The organism is Rhizobium sp. CG5, from assembly GCF_023701945.1.
In the GTDB taxonomy this organism is placed as follows: domain Bacteria; phylum Pseudomonadota; class Alphaproteobacteria; order Rhizobiales; family Rhizobiaceae; genus Allorhizobium.
Genome location: NZ_JABAEF010000015.1, coordinates 72,114 through 88,057 on the forward strand (window position 1 = coordinate 72,114; position 15,944 = coordinate 88,057).

Annotated in this window: 10 protein-coding genes; 3 read left to right on the plus strand and 7 right to left on the minus strand. The window is 55.1% G+C overall.

Translation table 11 applies throughout. From position 1 onward, the window contains the following. Window positions 1–43 precede the first annotated feature (43 nt). The 7 genes from HGO38_RS22130 to HGO38_RS22160 form a co-directional block, all read right to left on the minus strand. The gene (locus tag HGO38_RS22130) at window positions 44–1,774 is read right to left on the minus strand and encodes a UvrD-helicase domain-containing protein (RefSeq protein WP_250958068.1); all 1,731 of its coding nucleotides are present in this window, start codon (window positions 1,772–1,774) and stop codon (window positions 44–46) included. Continuing rightward, window positions 1,771–3,699, minus strand: coding sequence for an ATP-dependent nuclease (locus HGO38_RS22135; protein WP_156629854.1), 1,929 nt, complete (start codon window positions 3,697–3,699; stop codon window positions 1,771–1,773). The genes HGO38_RS22130 and HGO38_RS22135 overlap by 4 nt, the downstream gene beginning before the upstream one ends. 104 nt (window positions 3,700–3,803) lie before the next feature. Continuing rightward, window positions 3,804–6,035: a hypothetical protein gene (locus HGO38_RS22140; protein WP_156629853.1), complete on the minus strand. Its 2,232-nt coding sequence runs from the start codon at window positions 6,033–6,035 to the stop codon at window positions 3,804–3,806. A gap of 93 nt (window positions 6,036–6,128) precedes the next feature. Continuing rightward, complete coding sequence (locus HGO38_RS22145) at window positions 6,129–7,196, minus strand: hypothetical protein (protein ID WP_156629852.1); 1,068 nt, start codon at window positions 7,194–7,196, stop codon at window positions 6,129–6,131. Between the two features lie 177 nt (window positions 7,197–7,373). Beyond that, complete coding sequence (locus HGO38_RS22150) at window positions 7,374–7,982, minus strand: DUF2026 family protein (protein WP_156629851.1); 609 nt, start codon at window positions 7,980–7,982, stop codon at window positions 7,374–7,376. Between the two features lie 66 nt (window positions 7,983–8,048). Next, a complete protein-coding gene (locus tag HGO38_RS22155) occupies window positions 8,049–8,927 on the minus strand; it encodes a hypothetical protein (protein ID WP_156629850.1) in 879 nt (292 codons plus the stop codon). Next, window positions 8,927–10,558 carry an AAA family ATPase gene (locus tag HGO38_RS22160; RefSeq protein WP_156629849.1) on the minus strand — a complete coding sequence of 544 codons (1,632 nt, stop codon included), beginning with the start codon at window positions 10,556–10,558 and terminating at the stop codon, window positions 8,927–8,929. Before HGO38_RS22160 ends, HGO38_RS22155 begins: the two co-directional genes overlap by 1 nt. A 277-nt stretch (window positions 10,559–10,835) precedes the next feature. Here HGO38_RS22160 and HGO38_RS22165 point away from each other — a divergent pair, with 277 nt between their 5' ends. The 3 genes from HGO38_RS22165 (at window position 10,836) to HGO38_RS22175 (ending at window position 15,944) form a co-directional block, all read left to right on the plus strand. After that, window positions 10,836–14,135: a DEAD/DEAH box helicase family protein gene (locus tag HGO38_RS22165; protein ID WP_197434239.1), complete on the plus strand. Its 3,300-nt coding sequence runs from the start codon at window positions 10,836–10,838 to the stop codon at window positions 14,133–14,135. A 94-nt stretch (window positions 14,136–14,229) separates the two neighbouring features. Further along, window positions 14,230–14,544: a VpaChn25_0724 family phage protein gene (locus HGO38_RS22170; protein ID WP_156629847.1), complete on the plus strand. Its 315-nt coding sequence runs from the start codon at window positions 14,230–14,232 to the stop codon at window positions 14,542–14,544. A 314-nt stretch (window positions 14,545–14,858) separates the two neighbouring features. Further along, a complete protein-coding gene (locus HGO38_RS22175) occupies window positions 14,859–15,944 on the plus strand; it encodes an ABC transporter substrate-binding protein (protein WP_070167313.1) in 1,086 nt (361 codons plus the stop codon).

The following is a 15,944-nucleotide window of genomic DNA, read 5'->3' on the forward strand; positions in this document are numbered from 1 at the left end:
AAGGTGGCTAAAATAACTTGGCTGTTATCGCGATGCTGTGCTCTCAAAGTTCAGTAAGGTCTGTCCCGCAACCAGCTTGACTGAGATGAGCCCGAAGTCGTGCGATGCGGCTTTTCGGAACGGCCAGAGCCAAAAACCTCTGTGCACGTGACGCAGCAACGTACAACTTTCGGGCATCCTCTTCCCAGCGGTCAGCGGGCTTACCTTCAAGATGATCTAGTATCCCGCCGGCCGACCTGACAGTGAGAACTACACATACTGCCGGAAATTCCATGCCCTTTACTGAATGAATGGTTTGAGCAGGCGGGGCTTGCAAAGGCGGCCTCGATAGAACGACCGCCAGATCCTTGTTCTTACGTAGGCGTTGCGAAATTGACCGCTCGCTCCTTAGCCCAGGCGCAAGCAGCGTTCTTGCTCTATCCAACCAGCTGTCTGGCGTATCGTTTTCGAGAAAAGCGAGATCGTTAGCGAGGGAGATGATTTGCGGTCGCCAGCGGCCGTCGTCCAGGCGTTCTTCTGAGATGTGGGTGTGATAAGCGCCGATTGACGAAATATGTTCCTGAACGAAAAGCACCGTTCGATGCAAATTTGTGAGACCCTCGCGCCGATTCCCAACAGAAAAAGCGAAGTGATACTTTATGATCGCTTCTGCAAGCATGAGGGTCGCGTCTCGACTATCGATCGGGGATGGTTGGCCGATGGCGTTCCCGGCGCTAGCGCGCGTAGCGGCAATGACGGGTGATCGCGAGTGCGGGATTCCAAGTCGCTCTACAAGGGTGTTGAATGTGGAGCCGATCGTGCTGGGTACCTTGAGTCCTGAGTAAGAGATGAGATGAACTAAAGCCCGTTCGTCTTTAAAAGGGCCGAGTGCTTCGTCCGGTGGGAGGGCTGCCTTTGACGGGCGCAGTGATACAACGGCTGTACAGATACTTGGTGAGGAGCGAAAGTTCCCCGACATTGAAAGCTGCTGGTCGCTGGGGAATTTTGCACCAAATTTCAAAAGTTCATCGGTGACCCCACCTCTAAACCGGTAGATTGATTGGTTCGGATCGCAGATGACTTTCACTGCAATTCCAGACTCTTTCAGCCATTCGATGATGCTCAAGTCAGTAGCGTTGCAGTCTTGCGATTCGTCGACGATCACTTCTCCAAAGCGGGCTGCTAGCACGGCGCCCAGGGTCTTTCGAAATTCACTGTTCCCAAGCTGCGTCGCAACGATCGTCCGGACATCGTCGAAATCGATCAAGCCCTTCGCGAGTGCATTTTGCTGCATTCTCAGCGCCCGGGTTTCCCATGCTGTTATGTTTCGGGTATCGACGTCAAATCCCTCATCTCTGGCAAGATCTTCGTCTACGGCGCCCGTTAATCGGTCGAAAATTTCAAAAGGAAGCGACTGAGCCTTTTCAAAAGGAACGACTTCCCATTGACCCTTGTCTGGGACGAGCGTTGGCTTCGCATCGGTCCCGGTGATGCCGAATGGAACGATGAAAAATTGCCAGAGGAACCGGTCAAATGTCCCAATGAAGCTTGGAAAAATCGGGTGCGGCAGGACGTTGAGTGACTTCAATCGAGCTTCGAGTTCTTCTACCGCCGCGTTCGTAAACGACAGGAATGCGATTGCGCGAGGAGAGTTTCCGTCTCGCAAGACATGGCGGGCTCGTTCGACAAGTGTGCGCGTTTTGCCAGCCCCGGGACAGGCAACGACGAATGCAGAGCCCGGGGATTTAATTACGGCCAGCTGTTCCGGGGTGGGAGAGTATGGGTTCTCGTTCACGCGACGACCGCTTCGATAGCTTTCTTGATATAGGCAGGGACTTTGAACGGTTTCCCATCTTCAATTTCTTTCGCCAGTAGTTGAGCGAAATCCCCTTTTCGGGTGGATTTGAAGATTTTGTGAATCGCTTTAGCACGTTCATCGCCCGATAGCGCGGTGGCTCTGTCCCACTTCTTCGCCGACTTTGGATGCAGCTCAAGATAGACCGCTCGCAGAATATCAGTATTGCCTGCCTCGATCAGTTCCGTCTCAAGCGAGTAAGTGCTATTTATGGCATCGAAAAAAGGCTTCGCACCCAACCTGTCGGCTATCTCTGTAAGGGCTTTTTGTCTGCGCTCTCCTGGGATCAACTCAGGGTCGGGCGAGGCCCCTTCAGACGCGGTGTCCTCGTCTCCGTCATCCTCTTCATCCTCTTCATCCTCTGGAGTCAGCCCTTTATCGCCATCGGTGAGAACGACCAAGCGTTCAGCAATCCTGGCATCGTTCAACGTCGTAAGGAGGAGCTTCACGTAGGGTTCAAAATCAACCCCGTCGATCGCAACGAAAACGGCCGACATAAAAAGCCGCAGCTTTTCCTCATGGCCATTGAGGGTGTGCATGCGTGCCATTACGGGAAGCAAGATGGCCTCTGCGATCCCTTCTACAAGCAGCACTCTCCCCCCGAAAAGCAGTGCCGCTTTGGTTACGTCGAGATAGCGATCGACTTTCCGGCGGTCGACGCTATTCAAGGGAAGCTCACACATCGGTATGACACGCGATGATCTTCTAACTGCTGCGGCAGTAATCGTCGCCTCAACCACGGTTTCGGAGGCATCGCTCGATTCGTCCGACGGCGCCGACCCTCCGCTACCCTCGATAATCGCCGCGTCTAGCTGTGGCTTATGATCAGATGTCGTGACGGTGGGTGAAGATTTGAACAATACGAGCCGCTCGCTCGATACCCAAGCGGAAAGGTTGGGGGAGTGAGTTGCCACAACGATTTGTATCTCGCCCGCAAAGGATCCGTCCGTTGGCGGAGACTTGCGAGATAGCGCCGCTTGGTCGCGCAGGAAAGAGAGGGCCGCGGCCTGAAGCTGCGGATGCAGATGAGCCTCTGGCTCCTCAACAAGGAAAAGCGTCAAATCGGCGGTGCGGACCTTTTCGAGCTCGACGGCGATCGTGGCCATGAACAATAGGTTCGCGTAGCCGTGACCCGAGTATCGAAGATCCTCAGGATCTACACCGTGGTCAGCCAAACGAAACCGCAGGTCTCTTGCGATGTCGATCAGGGACTCGTCCGAAGCAAAGCCGATGGATGCAGACTGCCGGCGAACACCCGAAGTAAGAGCCTGAAGTCCTTTTTCGACAGCGCTATCGACCTTGCTCAAAACATCGTGCCGCGGCGTACGCGCCAGTTCTTTCGCTAGGGCCTCGGGTGAAGAGCCCTCCAGGAAATGCTTCAGGAGGGCCATGATCCTGGTTGGGTTTCCAGACGCAAGCGAACGTTTTGCGTCTCGCAACGGCGGGAGATACACATGTCTTATAGTATCGTGGCATCCCGGCTCCGGGCTGTTTCCGGGTTTCCCACCCCAAAGTGATGGTTTCGGGTACGTCTGATCCTTGTCGAACGTCAGTCCAAATGCCGCTTTGTTCAAAGAGGCATCAGTTGCTACGGAAATCATTCGGCCCTGCTGCGCTGTCGTCAGTCCCTCGAACTCGCCGACGATTTCAAAAAGCGAACCCGTGGCTTGGAAACGAACATCCGTAATCTCGCAATAAATCTCTCTTCGGCCTCCGAGTGGAGCAGTCAAAAGCCGCATCGCATCGATGGCATTGCTTTTTCCACCATTGTTCTCTCCGACAAATACGGTGAGATCGGGCTGAAGTTGTATCGCAGACTGTTCGAAGGAACGAAAATTTTGAAGCTTTAACGTCTTAAGAAACATAGCTTTACTCCATCTTACCAATCATACGAGGGGTTTGGAGATTTTTCGACAATGAGACAGCGCAATCCACCGTTGAATTTAACGAAGCGGGAGCCCTGTAAAGATCACCAACCACGCAAAACCCATGACGGCTCGTTGAATTGTGCAAGTGGTGATTTCAGTCGCTGCTGTTTTACAACACCTATGAAGTCGTAAGGCTCGGAAGTCCGCGGCATATACCAATACAAGATCAGGACTTCATCCTGACCGCCCTGTTCGAGCGCACTGTCAGCACATGTTATGAGGTTTTGCTCGAACTGAGTTGGTGGAACCGGTGCTCCTACTGCAACGGCGATCGTCTGCATCTTCTTTTGAGCACCGAATGTGACGCCGGAGTGAAAAAAGAGATCCGGCCGGCCACGCGTTTTCTTCATTCCCTCCTTCACAAGCTTCTCGATCTGCTTTTGCTGGGAAATGTCGACGTTGAGCAGCCGGTGACCGAACCGCGTCCAGCCCTCAGGCCGAGTGGTTTCAAGTCCTTCGAGAATGTTGGACCAGAATTCCGTAGTCGCAGCCGGGCGCGCAGATAGCCGGACCCCACGGGTTTCGTCGTGGATGTACCTCAGCGATCGAGACAGTCCGTACCATGCAAGTTGGCCTCCATCATATTCGTCCTCACCAATATTGAACCGGGTTGTTGAATAGAGAGCCAGCAGGTCCAACTCATCGGCCGTGTAGATCGTGTTTCTTTCGATCTCTGCTCGCCGGGTCAGGTAGTGACAGCGTTCAACCTCCCTTGGAACGAGCTCAAAGACAGTCTCCAGATCGAATACTGACATCGTCGGCGCGATATCCGCGTCCTCAGGAATTAGGCCGGCTTGCTTAAGTTGGGGCCAATGTGATGATAAGGGGCCTACCGCGTCGTGCACAATGTTCAGCCGCGCAATGTCGCGGATTCCCTTTGGATGGATTTCAAAAGGGCCTTGGCGCGAATTGAATGACAAAGGCGCGTTTGCATCGAGAATCCGTTGCTTCAATCTTAAGGACTGTGAAGAGGGCGCTACGATTAGTTCGTTCAGCGCGTCCTTCAAGCTGCGGAACGCTCCTCGGCGAGCCGGGGCACAAAGCTTTGCCGATTTTGCTTCGAAAATCAGGACAGTCTTGTCAATGATTGCAACAAGGTCTGACTCCCAAGTGGTGACACCACCATCGTCGCTCCATTTGACTTGTTCGCGGACCTCGGCATGCGGCAAGAATGTTCGAACAGTGTCGCTAAGCCGCGTTTCTAGCCAGTCGGCTCGGGCTTTCTCCGCCGCTTTCTTGAGTTTGGGATATTTCCCGCATAGGCTTTCGACAATCTCAGCTAGATGCACGCCTAGGATCTGTGGTCCGACGCAGAAGAATTCGCCACCGTCCATCTTGATCAATGGCTTGCGCTGAATGGGATTATCGAGGTGGAGGTGTTGAAGATCTGCCTCCGTGACGTCACCGAAATTGAGTGACAGTTGCTCAAGCACCGAGATGATCGCCTGCGCCTGGTCAGGCGGGGCAGTCGAAACTAAATCTACATATAAGAACCGAAAAAGTTTCGCCCAGCGTTGCTCATTGATATTCCAAAGCAACGCGAAGAGCTGCTTCCGATCATGTCGGACCGACGCTGCGCGGGTGGTAATCTCTGCTTTTTCCTCTGGATTGAGCTCACGGGTAAAGGCATCAAGCAACCCCTTTCCAGCGTTTCTCGGCATCATCCAAGAGCGCATGTCTTCCATGTGCACTTTGATACGGCTTTGGCACAAATCAATAATTGCCGAAAGCGCTGCGACAACCTCCGTCGCTTCACAGCCATAATAGTGTCGGAACGATTGGTTGACCGAAGTCGCAAGCTCTTTTGCGTATTGCCGAGTTTGGTAATCTTGGCGCGCGCCCCTTACGGCCAGCGTCCACCGTTGGATAAGGTTCAACATCTCCTGTTTGCGGTTCTCTACGGGGTCGGGTGAGGCCTTGCTCTTCACCTGATCTTGATACGCCTGGGCATTCTGGCGGATTAAACCGGTAACACGCTCGGTAACCTCCGGATAATCGGCGCCTGGATCGGGCAGGGTGCGCTTTCGTGAAAGCGCTAACGCCTGAATCAGCTCGACTTGGAACAGCTGCAGGTTGGATTTGTTCTCCGGCTTGGATTGATTCAGTCCATTGATCGTGACCATCATGACGGCGCGGGCTAGAAACTCTAATGGATCTGCTGACGTTGTCTCTAGAACGAGTTCAGAAAGGGTCCGTCGAAAATCATCAGCAGCAATGCTCCCCGCTCGATGTGAAGCGGCTACTTCGTCGTCACTAAGATGGCCTTCACTCATGTTCGGAACAATGCTTCCATTAGTGTCTTTCACGACCGGTAGGCGCGAGCGCCTACGGCTTCGAGCTCCGAGAGCATATCTCTCCCACCTGCATCAGACATCAGACGGATTGGGGTCTACTATGTTTGCAGCAAGATAGTCGATCATTTCGGACGACTGTGTGCCTTTGCGGAAACGCTTCTGCCCCTCGAAGTCAAGGGACGGTAGCATACTCGTCATTTGGCCGACTCTGTAGAGCTCCTCGATATCACCGGGGTTTAGTCCGCCAGCATTCAATCCAGACTTGTTGCTTGCCATCTCCAGTGCTGCGCCGATCATCACGTCGGCAATCTGCACAGCAGGGCTTGCTTTCGAGTCCACCTGAGTGACTTCCCGGAGCTTTAGAGGGAATTTCATTGTGGAGATTTCCGTTGGTCGGAACTCGATATCACGGTCATGGTCGATGAAACGCCGGATCAGAGGATGATATGTCAGCAGGTTCTTGGATTGATCGTGCTCAATACGATAGGGCCCGGTCGTCATCATTTCGAGCCGCGTGATCATGGAATGAAGAACAACCATCGCTGCGTCTGTGTTGACATCTGGATTAGCGATCGCATCCCAACATTCTGGAGATGCATATTTGGCGAGCGGACCTAGAAGTTCGGGGTATTCCTGCCAGCGCAAATTCCGGACAGCAGAGATCAACCTGATCCTAGCTGCGGGACTTTTCGCCTTCACGGCCAGCTGGAATGCTAGCAACAATTCATCGAATTCGGCTTCACCGAGTAGCGTAGGCCCTGTGAGGTAAAGAAGTGATGCTGCAGCATAGTTTCCGCCATCGGCGTAAAGGTCAAATCCTCGCTCATAGTAATACGGCTCAACGCCGTAATCGACGAAGAACAAGGTCAGAAGGTAGCGCTTGTCCACGATCGATGTTGTGCAGTCGAAGTGTGCATGGATGTCACGCAGGAGGCCGAGCAAACGCGGATGATTTGCGGGCCTTCGAGAAAGAGCTCGATACTTAAGCTCTGAGGCTTGCAGCGTTGGAAAATGCTCCCTTATGAGTCTTTCAGCTTCATCATTATCAATGGCAACTGCAGACGCGCCTTGAAAGCGCTGATCGGCGTTGAGCAAATCAAACCCCGTATAGCCGCCCTCATCGATGCGAAAACACTTCATCCCTAAGCCCTATACGATGATCCGGCTACCTTTTCGCCCGATATCCGGTTTGAACAGGATGTCGAAGGACAGAGGATGGCTTCCTCTCTATCTCCTAAGTTCCTCGTTTGCCGAGACAATCGGTAGCCACGCGACAGTTGAGGAGTGGGGTTGTGGGCTCTGATCTCATTAATAGGCTCACCACGAACCAGCGAGAGGGTTGCCAACCAAGGGTACTGGTTTGAGGTTCCCTTTCTGGTCTCCCACCGAAATCGAGGGAAGCATTTGCTTGGGAGATCGACGAAACCACTTCACCGCGATGCTGGCGAGGTCCCCGATCATCGGCAGCTCCTGCCAATCCGCAAACCGGCCGGCCGTCGCTTCAGGCTCCGATTGGTAAAAGAAGGAGCCCGAATGGTCGAGATCATTGATCGACGACGCCATGGCCGAAATGGGTCGTTGGAACATTTTTGACGGCACGCCAAGCGGACTGGCCGTCTCTGAAAAAGCAGGGGCCATGAAATCGATCGCCCAGCCGTCGGCCTCGATCCAGCAATGGAAGCTTTCACCGGCGCCGGTGACATAACCGTCCTCGCGGTGATCAGCAAAAAGGAGCATCGATCCACCAAGATTGTAGGCGGCGAGACCGCCTTTGGGCACCGCTTTGATCTTGTAGTGGTGCTCGAGGATAAAGGCGCCGAAGGTGCTGAAGTACATACAGGCATATGCGGGATTGCCGCCTTCGTTGACAACGAGGCTGTTAATGACCCGGTAGATCCTGTGATAGTCCGTTTGTTTGATAAGCATGGTAAGGGTGCTTTCAGCGCTCGTTTGGGCTAGGCGTTAGGTCTTCAGGGGCGGGTTTCCAGCTGTCTACATCGTCACGGCAATCACCGGGTCCCCGACGTCGCGACCGGCTGCTGATAGTCTCGGGAACAGCCAGGCTATGACTGCAGGATCGAGCAGGCCGTGAGCGAACATTGACTCCCAGTTGTTGAGAGAACCCTGAGCATAGTCACGCGCCGCTCGATGCTCGCAGATAGCCGCGATCAATTCAGCTTGGTTCGCAGGAATGAAGTCCAGGGACCCGACGATCTTTCGCGGCGCGCGCACGAACTTGACCCACTGGTTTCTCAGCCAGTTTAGCGCGCCGGTCCGCTTTATCACATTATCCAGGTGGTATTCGATCGCGGGCCTGTCCGGGTGGGTAAGGGCGACCAGGATTTCGAGGTCTACGATCACGGTTGCATCCATACCGGAAAACTTCGCTGCGTAAAGACGTTCGTCCATGCACGCGTCATAGTATGGATGGAGGATGCGCGCTCCCACGGCATTGCCCTTATAGTTCTGGCCACGCTTCAGGTTGCAATCACATGCCGGGACCAGATTCTTGGAGAAGACCGCAAATGCCGGATGATCTTCCTTTGGCAGAACGTGGTCCAGCGTGTGAGCATGCAAGGAGCCACACATCGAACATGGTAGTGCAAGATTGTCCTCGCGGATGTCATCGATAGGGCGGTGGCTGGTGGGCAAATCTTTGTAGTGTTTGCGCAGCCATTTATCCAGTGGATCCGGGATCGGGACATGCACGACCGCCTGTGCGTTCCCCGAGACGCTGTCATACTGCACATAGCCGGCCTTCAGGGCTTGCCGGAATGCCTGTAGGCCCGGATAACTTCCAAGCCTGTGGTTGTCGACGAGTGCGTCGACGCCTGCGATGTCATCGAAAATCGGAAAAGGGAGTTTGCGCATCAGCCGGAAATCTTTGCCCGAAGTTCGTTCAGGAATTCCAGGGACAACTCATTGCTATATTTTTCGAGCACCTCATCCCAGGTCATGCCCGAGGCCTGGATGTTTCGTTCTACCTCTTGCGCAAGATACGAAGGTTCGTCTTCTCCGAAAACGAAGTAGGAGATCTCCCCAACGTCTGCGCCAAATGTCGCAAGGCGCGGTCTCCGGACTTCTATCCGTCTGTCGGCGTCAGCCCTTAGGATCGAGATCTGCTCTCTGAAAACCTCTCGAAGAAAATAAGCAGAGTGCGTGGCAATGATGGCTGCGGACCCGGTCTGGGCCAACAGGCTATCCAGGATCGAAACGAAGCGCGATATGAAGTTCGGGTGCAGATGGGTCTCGGGCTCGTCGAAGAGTAGAAGGGAACTATTGTCGATCTCCAAGCTCACATAGGCCGCAAACTTCAGAAACGAGATTTCGCCGCTACTTAGGCGAAGCGCATGGCCATCGGAGAAACGCACCGGATCGCGCCGTGTGTTCAGCGACGCAAACCGTCGAAGTTTTTCCTGTTCGCCGCCCTGGTTCAATGAGCTCAATGGAATGAAGCCGTCATTCGTCCAGAGCCAAATTGACTTCGGATCCCCCAGCGCTTCGAGTGCATTGAGGAAAATCTGCCATCGGGTGCGATCCTTGATCGCCTGGTTCGATCTGGCGACGCTGACGATCGCACTGATCAGACCGCCGGCTTTCCGGGTCGGGGAGGATCGTGCCAGGGCATAACGTGAATAGCGAACATATTGTCGGCGTCGCGCGGTGCCCGGGAAGATAGAGAGTGCTTCTTTCGTTGGGGCAAACGCCAGCATTCGATTGAACTGAGCCCGTTCCCCTGTTTTCGGATCAACTAGGCCGCTGCCTTTTATCGCCTGCTTCGCGATCGTGCTAAGCGCCTGACTTTTTCCGACACCATTTTTTCCGATGATGATCGCCATACGCTTTGGCAAGAAGCCAGAATGGTCGAAGTTGAACCTAAGCTCGTGCTTGTTTTCAAAAGCCGTCAGTTTAAAAGACACGGCGATCGTCGGCGACATTCGACCAATTTCTTCATGGCCAAGACCTCGCAGGATCGGTCCCGCATTTTTGTAAGCAAAAAAAGCTTCGGCGGTTCGCGTCAAGGAATACTGGAAAACCGCAGTGTTCGGCGCGTCGCGCACAATCGGAGAGTTTGCGGAAAACTCTCCCAGAGCAACGAGATCGCAGGTTTTTAGAAGGACCTCGCGAGCACCAGCGACGTCTGCGTCGGCAATGAGCCTGCGATAGGCATCGAGGTCGGGTAGTAACGTAAAGAATTTCGGAAAATCGTCCTCGGGGACCACCGCTTTGTCTGGAGCTGCACTCTTGATGAGATCAGCGCCATTCAGCTCGTCATTCGAGCTTTGGAGAAAGCCGATCATGCCAGAAAAATTGGCTGTCAGGCGAGCAGAGTCCCGGCGAACGAAAATATTGATCCGCGTCTTAAAGCGGAAATCGTCGAAACTGTCTCCAGACGGGGTGATCAGAATAGTATTATTTTCGATCGATCGGGCGTCGGAGGGCGTCTGCGAAGAGAAAAAGAGCTTGAACTGTTCTGTCGGAGTTTCTGAAGGCGAGACCATAATATGATTTCCATGTCATCGTCGCGGAATCCAATGACTGCTCGCGTGGCACGCATGATACGTATTTTGGTCGTGCAAGCAAACTAGCCTCGCCCGATGGTAGCAGCCTTTTGCACAGGGATTGGGGTGAGTAATGCAATCGTTCCGTTCGAACTCTCTTGTGGAACAGGCGGCTTGCAATAGTTCGGCTCACCTTCCCGGCGTTGCAGCGGATGAGGAGCTGCAATACCATTGAGGGTACAGCAAAGAGTCCGCATTTCGTTTGCCTGGAGGCGACGTGGATACGCTTTTCAAAGAAGATCTCGAAATTTCGCTTCCGCCGCAATTCGCGATCGCTGGAAAAATCCACGGTGCCTCTGTCCGAAAGCTCGGTCATCCCAGCCGCAAGCTGATCGCCTCTGCGAACGAGTTTACTGAAAAGCGAGTTCGGGGACTGTTTCTCCGCACTCCCGATGGACGGCGCGAAGTGGCAGTGATCCCCCGAAAGACCGACGTGGATCTGCCCAGCGACGAGATATTGCGCCACACGGCAGCGGTGAGCCTCGCGGAATTCCGGAAAGATTCAACCCCCGGCGTGTGGCTCAAGCCCGCCGCAGTGGATGCTTCCAGCATCTCGATCGTGGACCTCGAAGGCAGGTGCGACGAAATCCGCCGATCTTGGCGAGGAGCGTTCACCTTTACCGAAGAGCGCATCGTCGGCGACATCGTTTTCCAGCCTGGACTCAGGAAGCCGCAAATAGGTGCGCTCCATGCCGCCCTAGGCCATTGGACCGCTTCTTCTGCCCCCGCGACGATTGTCATGCCAACGGGAACGGGCAAGACCGAAACGATGCTGGCGCTTATGGTCGTCGCCGAGGTCGAGCGGCTTCTTGTCGTCGTGCCGAGCGATGCCTTGCGGACGCAGATCTCGGAGAAATTCCTGAGCCTCGGGGTTCTAAAGGACAGCGGCTGTCTCGCTGTCGATGCGAAATTGCCCATCGTTGCGACCCTCGATGAAATTCCCAAGTCAGTCGGAGAGGTCGACGACATCTTCAGGCGGGTCAACGTCGTCGTCACGACGATGGACGCGGTCGCCAAGGCAAGCGGAGAAGTCCAGTTGAGGATGGCAGAGATTGTCAGCCACCTTTTCGTTGACGAAGCGCACCATATCGCCGCCAAGACGTGGCGGGAATTCAGGGCGCAGTTCGCGAACCGCATCGTCCTTCAGTTCACCGCCACGCCGTACCGGACCGACGGGCGGCGTGTCGACGGCAAATTCATCTACAACTACCCGCTCGCCAAGGCATTTGCTGAAAAGTACTTCAAGAAAATACACTTTAAGCCGATCTATGGGCTTGATCGGGACGACGCCGACCTGCGGATCATTCAGGCCGTCAAAGCCGCGCTGGTTCAAGACGAGGCAGAGGGCCATGTTCATCTAGCCATGGCGCGCTGCCGGATAATCGATACCGCCGTCAAGCTGTATCGTCGCTATTGTCAGCTTCTGCCGGAGTACAATCCCGTCATCGTCTATAGTAGCCTCTCGTCGAAGGCGAAGATGGAGGCTCTCCGGAAGCTAAGGTCCGGAGAAAGCAGGATTGTCGTCTGCGTCGATATGTTGGGCGAGGGCTTCGACCTTCCTGAACTCAAGATCGCGGCGCTGCATGACAAGCATCAAAGCGAAGCAATAACCGTTCAGTTTGTCGGGCGGTTTACCAGAACGAGGAAAGATCTAGGCGACGCGACGGTGATCGCCAACGTCGTGGCCGCCGGCATGCGGGACAGTCTTCAGGCACTCTATAATGAAGACGCCGACTGGAACCACCTGCTCGAAGGCCTCGGAACCCGTAACACCGCCCGCGAAGAGCGGCGGCAGGAAGTATTCGAGGGTTTCGATCTACCACCGACGGATTTTCCGCTGGATCAGGTGACACCTCGCCTCGGTGCGGTCGTATACGAGACCACTTGCGAACGATGGGACCCGAACAAGATCGTCGACGCCTATGGGCCCGGCTCCATAATTGAAGGTCCGTCGATCAACTACGCCGAGCGGCTTGCGATCTGGGTGTTGAAGACCGACGAGAAGCTCAAATGGACGTCGATGAGGCAACCGGTAAATACCGCGTATCACCTTTACGCGTGCCATTGGGACGACGAGCGTCAGCTTCTCTACGTCAGCAGTTCGAACCTGAGCGACCTTCACGCCCGGCTGGCTGAAAAGGTTGCCGGGACCGACGCGAAGCGAATTCGCGGCGACGATGTTTTCAGGGTGCTCGACGGCTACAAGCGCTTGATCCTCAGCCATCTCGGTCTTTCGGAGGCCGTCCGGAAGCCGATCCGGTATTCCCAGTTCATGGGCAGCGACATAGCTCCCCAACTAACCGACGATCCTGCCAATCGCGGCCGGATGAAGACGAACATTTTCGGCCAGGGTTACACGGCGAGCGGCAAGTCGACGATCGGGTGTTCCACGAAGGGTAAGATCTGGTCTTACGAGTCCGTTCACGGGTTCGCAGGCTGGATGGAGTGGTGCAAGACCATCGGCGCCAAGCTGCAAGATTCATCCATCCAACCCGACGGTATCCTGCGCCGCCTGGTTCAGCCCACCAAACTTACTTCGATGCCTCAAAAGCACGCCGTTGCCATCAATTGGCCAGAGGCGGTCCTTCATGTCGATGACGACCGGGTGGATTTGGTTTTCGGAGACGTCTCGGTTCCGTTCTACAATAGCGATATCCGCATCCTGTCTCAGGTTCCGGGCACCGAGATCGTTATGAGGGTCGGCGGAGATGACAGGTTTGTCGATGTCACGATGACCATAGACGGTTCCGGTGCGCACTATATCCCTACGGCCGCGAGCGGTGTCCGCATCGGTAAAAAGACCACGGATCTGGTCTCATGGTTCAAAGACGATCCGCCTCATATCTACTTCGCCGACGGAAACATGCTTTTGGCCTCCGAATTGCTCAAGCTGCCTGATGACCACGCTCCGCCGTTCGATCCGGAGCGTCTGGTGGTCCGAGACTGGGCGGGCGTAGATATTAGGAAGGAGTCGCAGGGTAGGGACAAGGACGCGACCAGCATCCAGCGGCGTGTAATCGACGAACTTCTGCAAAGCGGTGGCTTTGACGTTGTTTTCGATGATGACGGGTCCGGTGAATCCGCGGACGTCGTGGCCATCAAGAAGGAGGGCGACGTCATTACGGTGGCGATGTTCCACTGCAAGTACGCGAGCGATGCCACCCCGTCAGCGAGGGTCAGCGATCTTTACGAGGTCTGCGGTCAGACGCAGAAAGCAATCCGGTGGAGGGAGCGGCCCGACCTGTTGTTCGCTCGACTTAGAAAGCGCGAGACCGCGATACAGAAGAGATACGGTCTATCGCGGCTGGAGAAGGGCAGCATTATCGACTTGATCCAATGGCATAACCGCTGGAGCGAGTTCGACTATCGTTTTGAGATGACCGCGGTCCAGCCTGGCTACTCGAAATCGGAGGCTATCCGACAGCAGGACAAAGGGCAGCTGGAAATTCTCGCGGCAACGCAATCGCTGCTCATGGACACGTGGGCCATACCATTCACGTTCCAATGCAGCCCTTGAATTGGAGATTTTGAACCTGCAGGACATTGGAAGCGTCAGTCCTCGAGAGAGCTAGATATGGACGGTCCAGCTTCCGCTTCGAAAGGAAAATTGAATGGCCGGTAACGAAGAAAGCGTCTTTCGCAAAGCCAAGTCTGAATATCAAGCTCTACAGATTTTGCAGGTGCTGATGCTCCGTGAAGCATGTGGTCGCTCTAATGACAGTATCTTGGGCGTGTGCTTGGACAAATGCGGCATGTACGGAGCCCCGGAAGAAATTCGGGCGGTCATAAGTTTCCTTGAGCGATCCGGCTTGGTACGCACAGACAAGGTCGAGGAGTACGTGATCGTCGCGATCACAGACGCGGGCGAACGAGTTGCCGAGGGTAAGCAAATCGTTGATGGAGTGGGGCGCCCGACGCGAAAATAGTGTATCTACTGCTCAGGCTTCATCGAAGCCAGGCTTAGAAGGCGCTAGACCGGTTTCGTCCAACAAAAGCATATTGATACATCAATGCAGTGATGCCGAGGCTACGGGTTTTAGGTTCGTATCCGTTCAAGGCGAGCCCAACCACGTAAGCGAAGCTTCCTCTCCGGACACAGTAACAACGCGACTGTGGTGACGTGAAACATCCCTGCGTAATCGCCGGCCCCTCGGCCGCCCACGAGCGGCGCATTTATCTTGACAAAATAAATCATATTTACGATTTGATGTGCGTCACTGAATATTTTGAGGGTTTTTTCATGCTTTTCAGACCGAGAGAGCTCGCGATCACAGTCGCATTGGTTTTCACTCAGCCTCTAGCCGCAATCGCCGATCCGATCACCATCATCGATCATGAAAACCGCACCGTCACGTTGGCAAAGCCCGTCGAGCGGATCGCCTCTATCCCGATCCCGATGGCCTCGACGATCATCGCGATGGACGGCGGAACCTCGAAACTGGTCGGCATGAACCCGACGGCCAAGTCGGCCATCGTTGAAGGCGTGCTGGGCAAGATCTTTCCCGAGGCCAAGGACATCCCGTCCGACATCACCGCGCCGAACTTCATTCCCAACGTCGAGGAACTGGCGGCCACCAATCCCGAACTGGTCATCCAATGGGCCGATCGCGGCCCGGACTTGGTCGACCCGATCGTCAATGCCGGCCTGACCGCGCTTCTGATTTCCTACGGCACGGAAGAAAAGACCAAACAGTACCAGGCCATGGTGGCGACCGCGATGGGCAAGCCCGAGCGGGCGGAGATGATCAACGGCTGGCGCGACCAGGTGGCCGCCGAAATGGCCGCCAAATCGAAGGACATTCCGGCCGAGAAGAAGCCGAGAATCCTCTATCTCGGCCGTGCGCTCGAAGGCCTGACCGCCTCCGGCGACAAGGGCAATTACAACGCCTTCTACATCAATCTGGCCGGCGCAACCTCCGCCTCGGCCGATGTCCAGGGCCAGGGCACGACGATCAGCCCCGAGCAGATTGCCGAGTGGAACCCGGACATCATTCTCTTGAACAGCTTCGAGGCCAAGCTCGGCCTTGAGCGGATCTATAACGACCCGATCCTGTCGCTGACCAAGGCCGCCCAGGAAAAGCGCGTCTACAAGATGCCGCTTGGCGGCTATCGCTGGGATCCGCCGAACCAGGAAAGCCCGCTGACCTGGATGTGGCTCGCCAATCTCCTGCACCCCGACATCTTCCAGTACGACCTGCGCGGCGAGATGAAAAAGGCATACAAGACACTTTACGATTACGATCTGACCGACGAGGACATCGACGGCATCCTGTGGATCGGCATGCAGGGCGAGGCGACCAACTACGCCCAGTTCAGGGCGAAGTAA

Coding starts and splice junctions, on each gene's coding strand:
- HGO38_RS22160 (WP_156629849.1), bottom strand. CDS start 10,558: ATGGTCTCGCCTTCAGAAACTCCGACAGAACAGTTCAAGCTCTTTTTC.
- HGO38_RS22135 (WP_156629854.1), bottom strand. CDS start 3,699: ATGTTTCTTAAGACGTTAAAGCTTCAAAATTTTCGTTCCTTCGAACAG.
- HGO38_RS22145 (WP_156629852.1), bottom strand. CDS start 7,196: ATGAAGTGTTTTCGCATCGATGAGGGCGGCTATACGGGGTTTGATTTG.
- HGO38_RS22150 (WP_156629851.1), bottom strand. CDS start 7,982: ATGCTTATCAAACAAACGGACTATCACAGGATCTACCGGGTCATTAAC.
- HGO38_RS22170 (WP_156629847.1), top strand. CDS start 14,230: ATGGCCGGTAACGAAGAAAGCGTCTTTCGCAAAGCCAAGTCTGAATAT.
- HGO38_RS22175 (WP_070167313.1), top strand. CDS start 14,859: ATGCTTTTCAGACCGAGAGAGCTCGCGATCACAGTCGCATTGGTTTTC.
- HGO38_RS22140 (WP_156629853.1), bottom strand. CDS start 6,035: ATGAGTGAAGGCCATCTTAGTGACGACGAAGTAGCCGCTTCACATCGA.
- HGO38_RS22155 (WP_156629850.1), bottom strand. CDS start 8,927: ATGCGCAAACTCCCTTTTCCGATTTTCGATGACATCGCAGGCGTCGAC.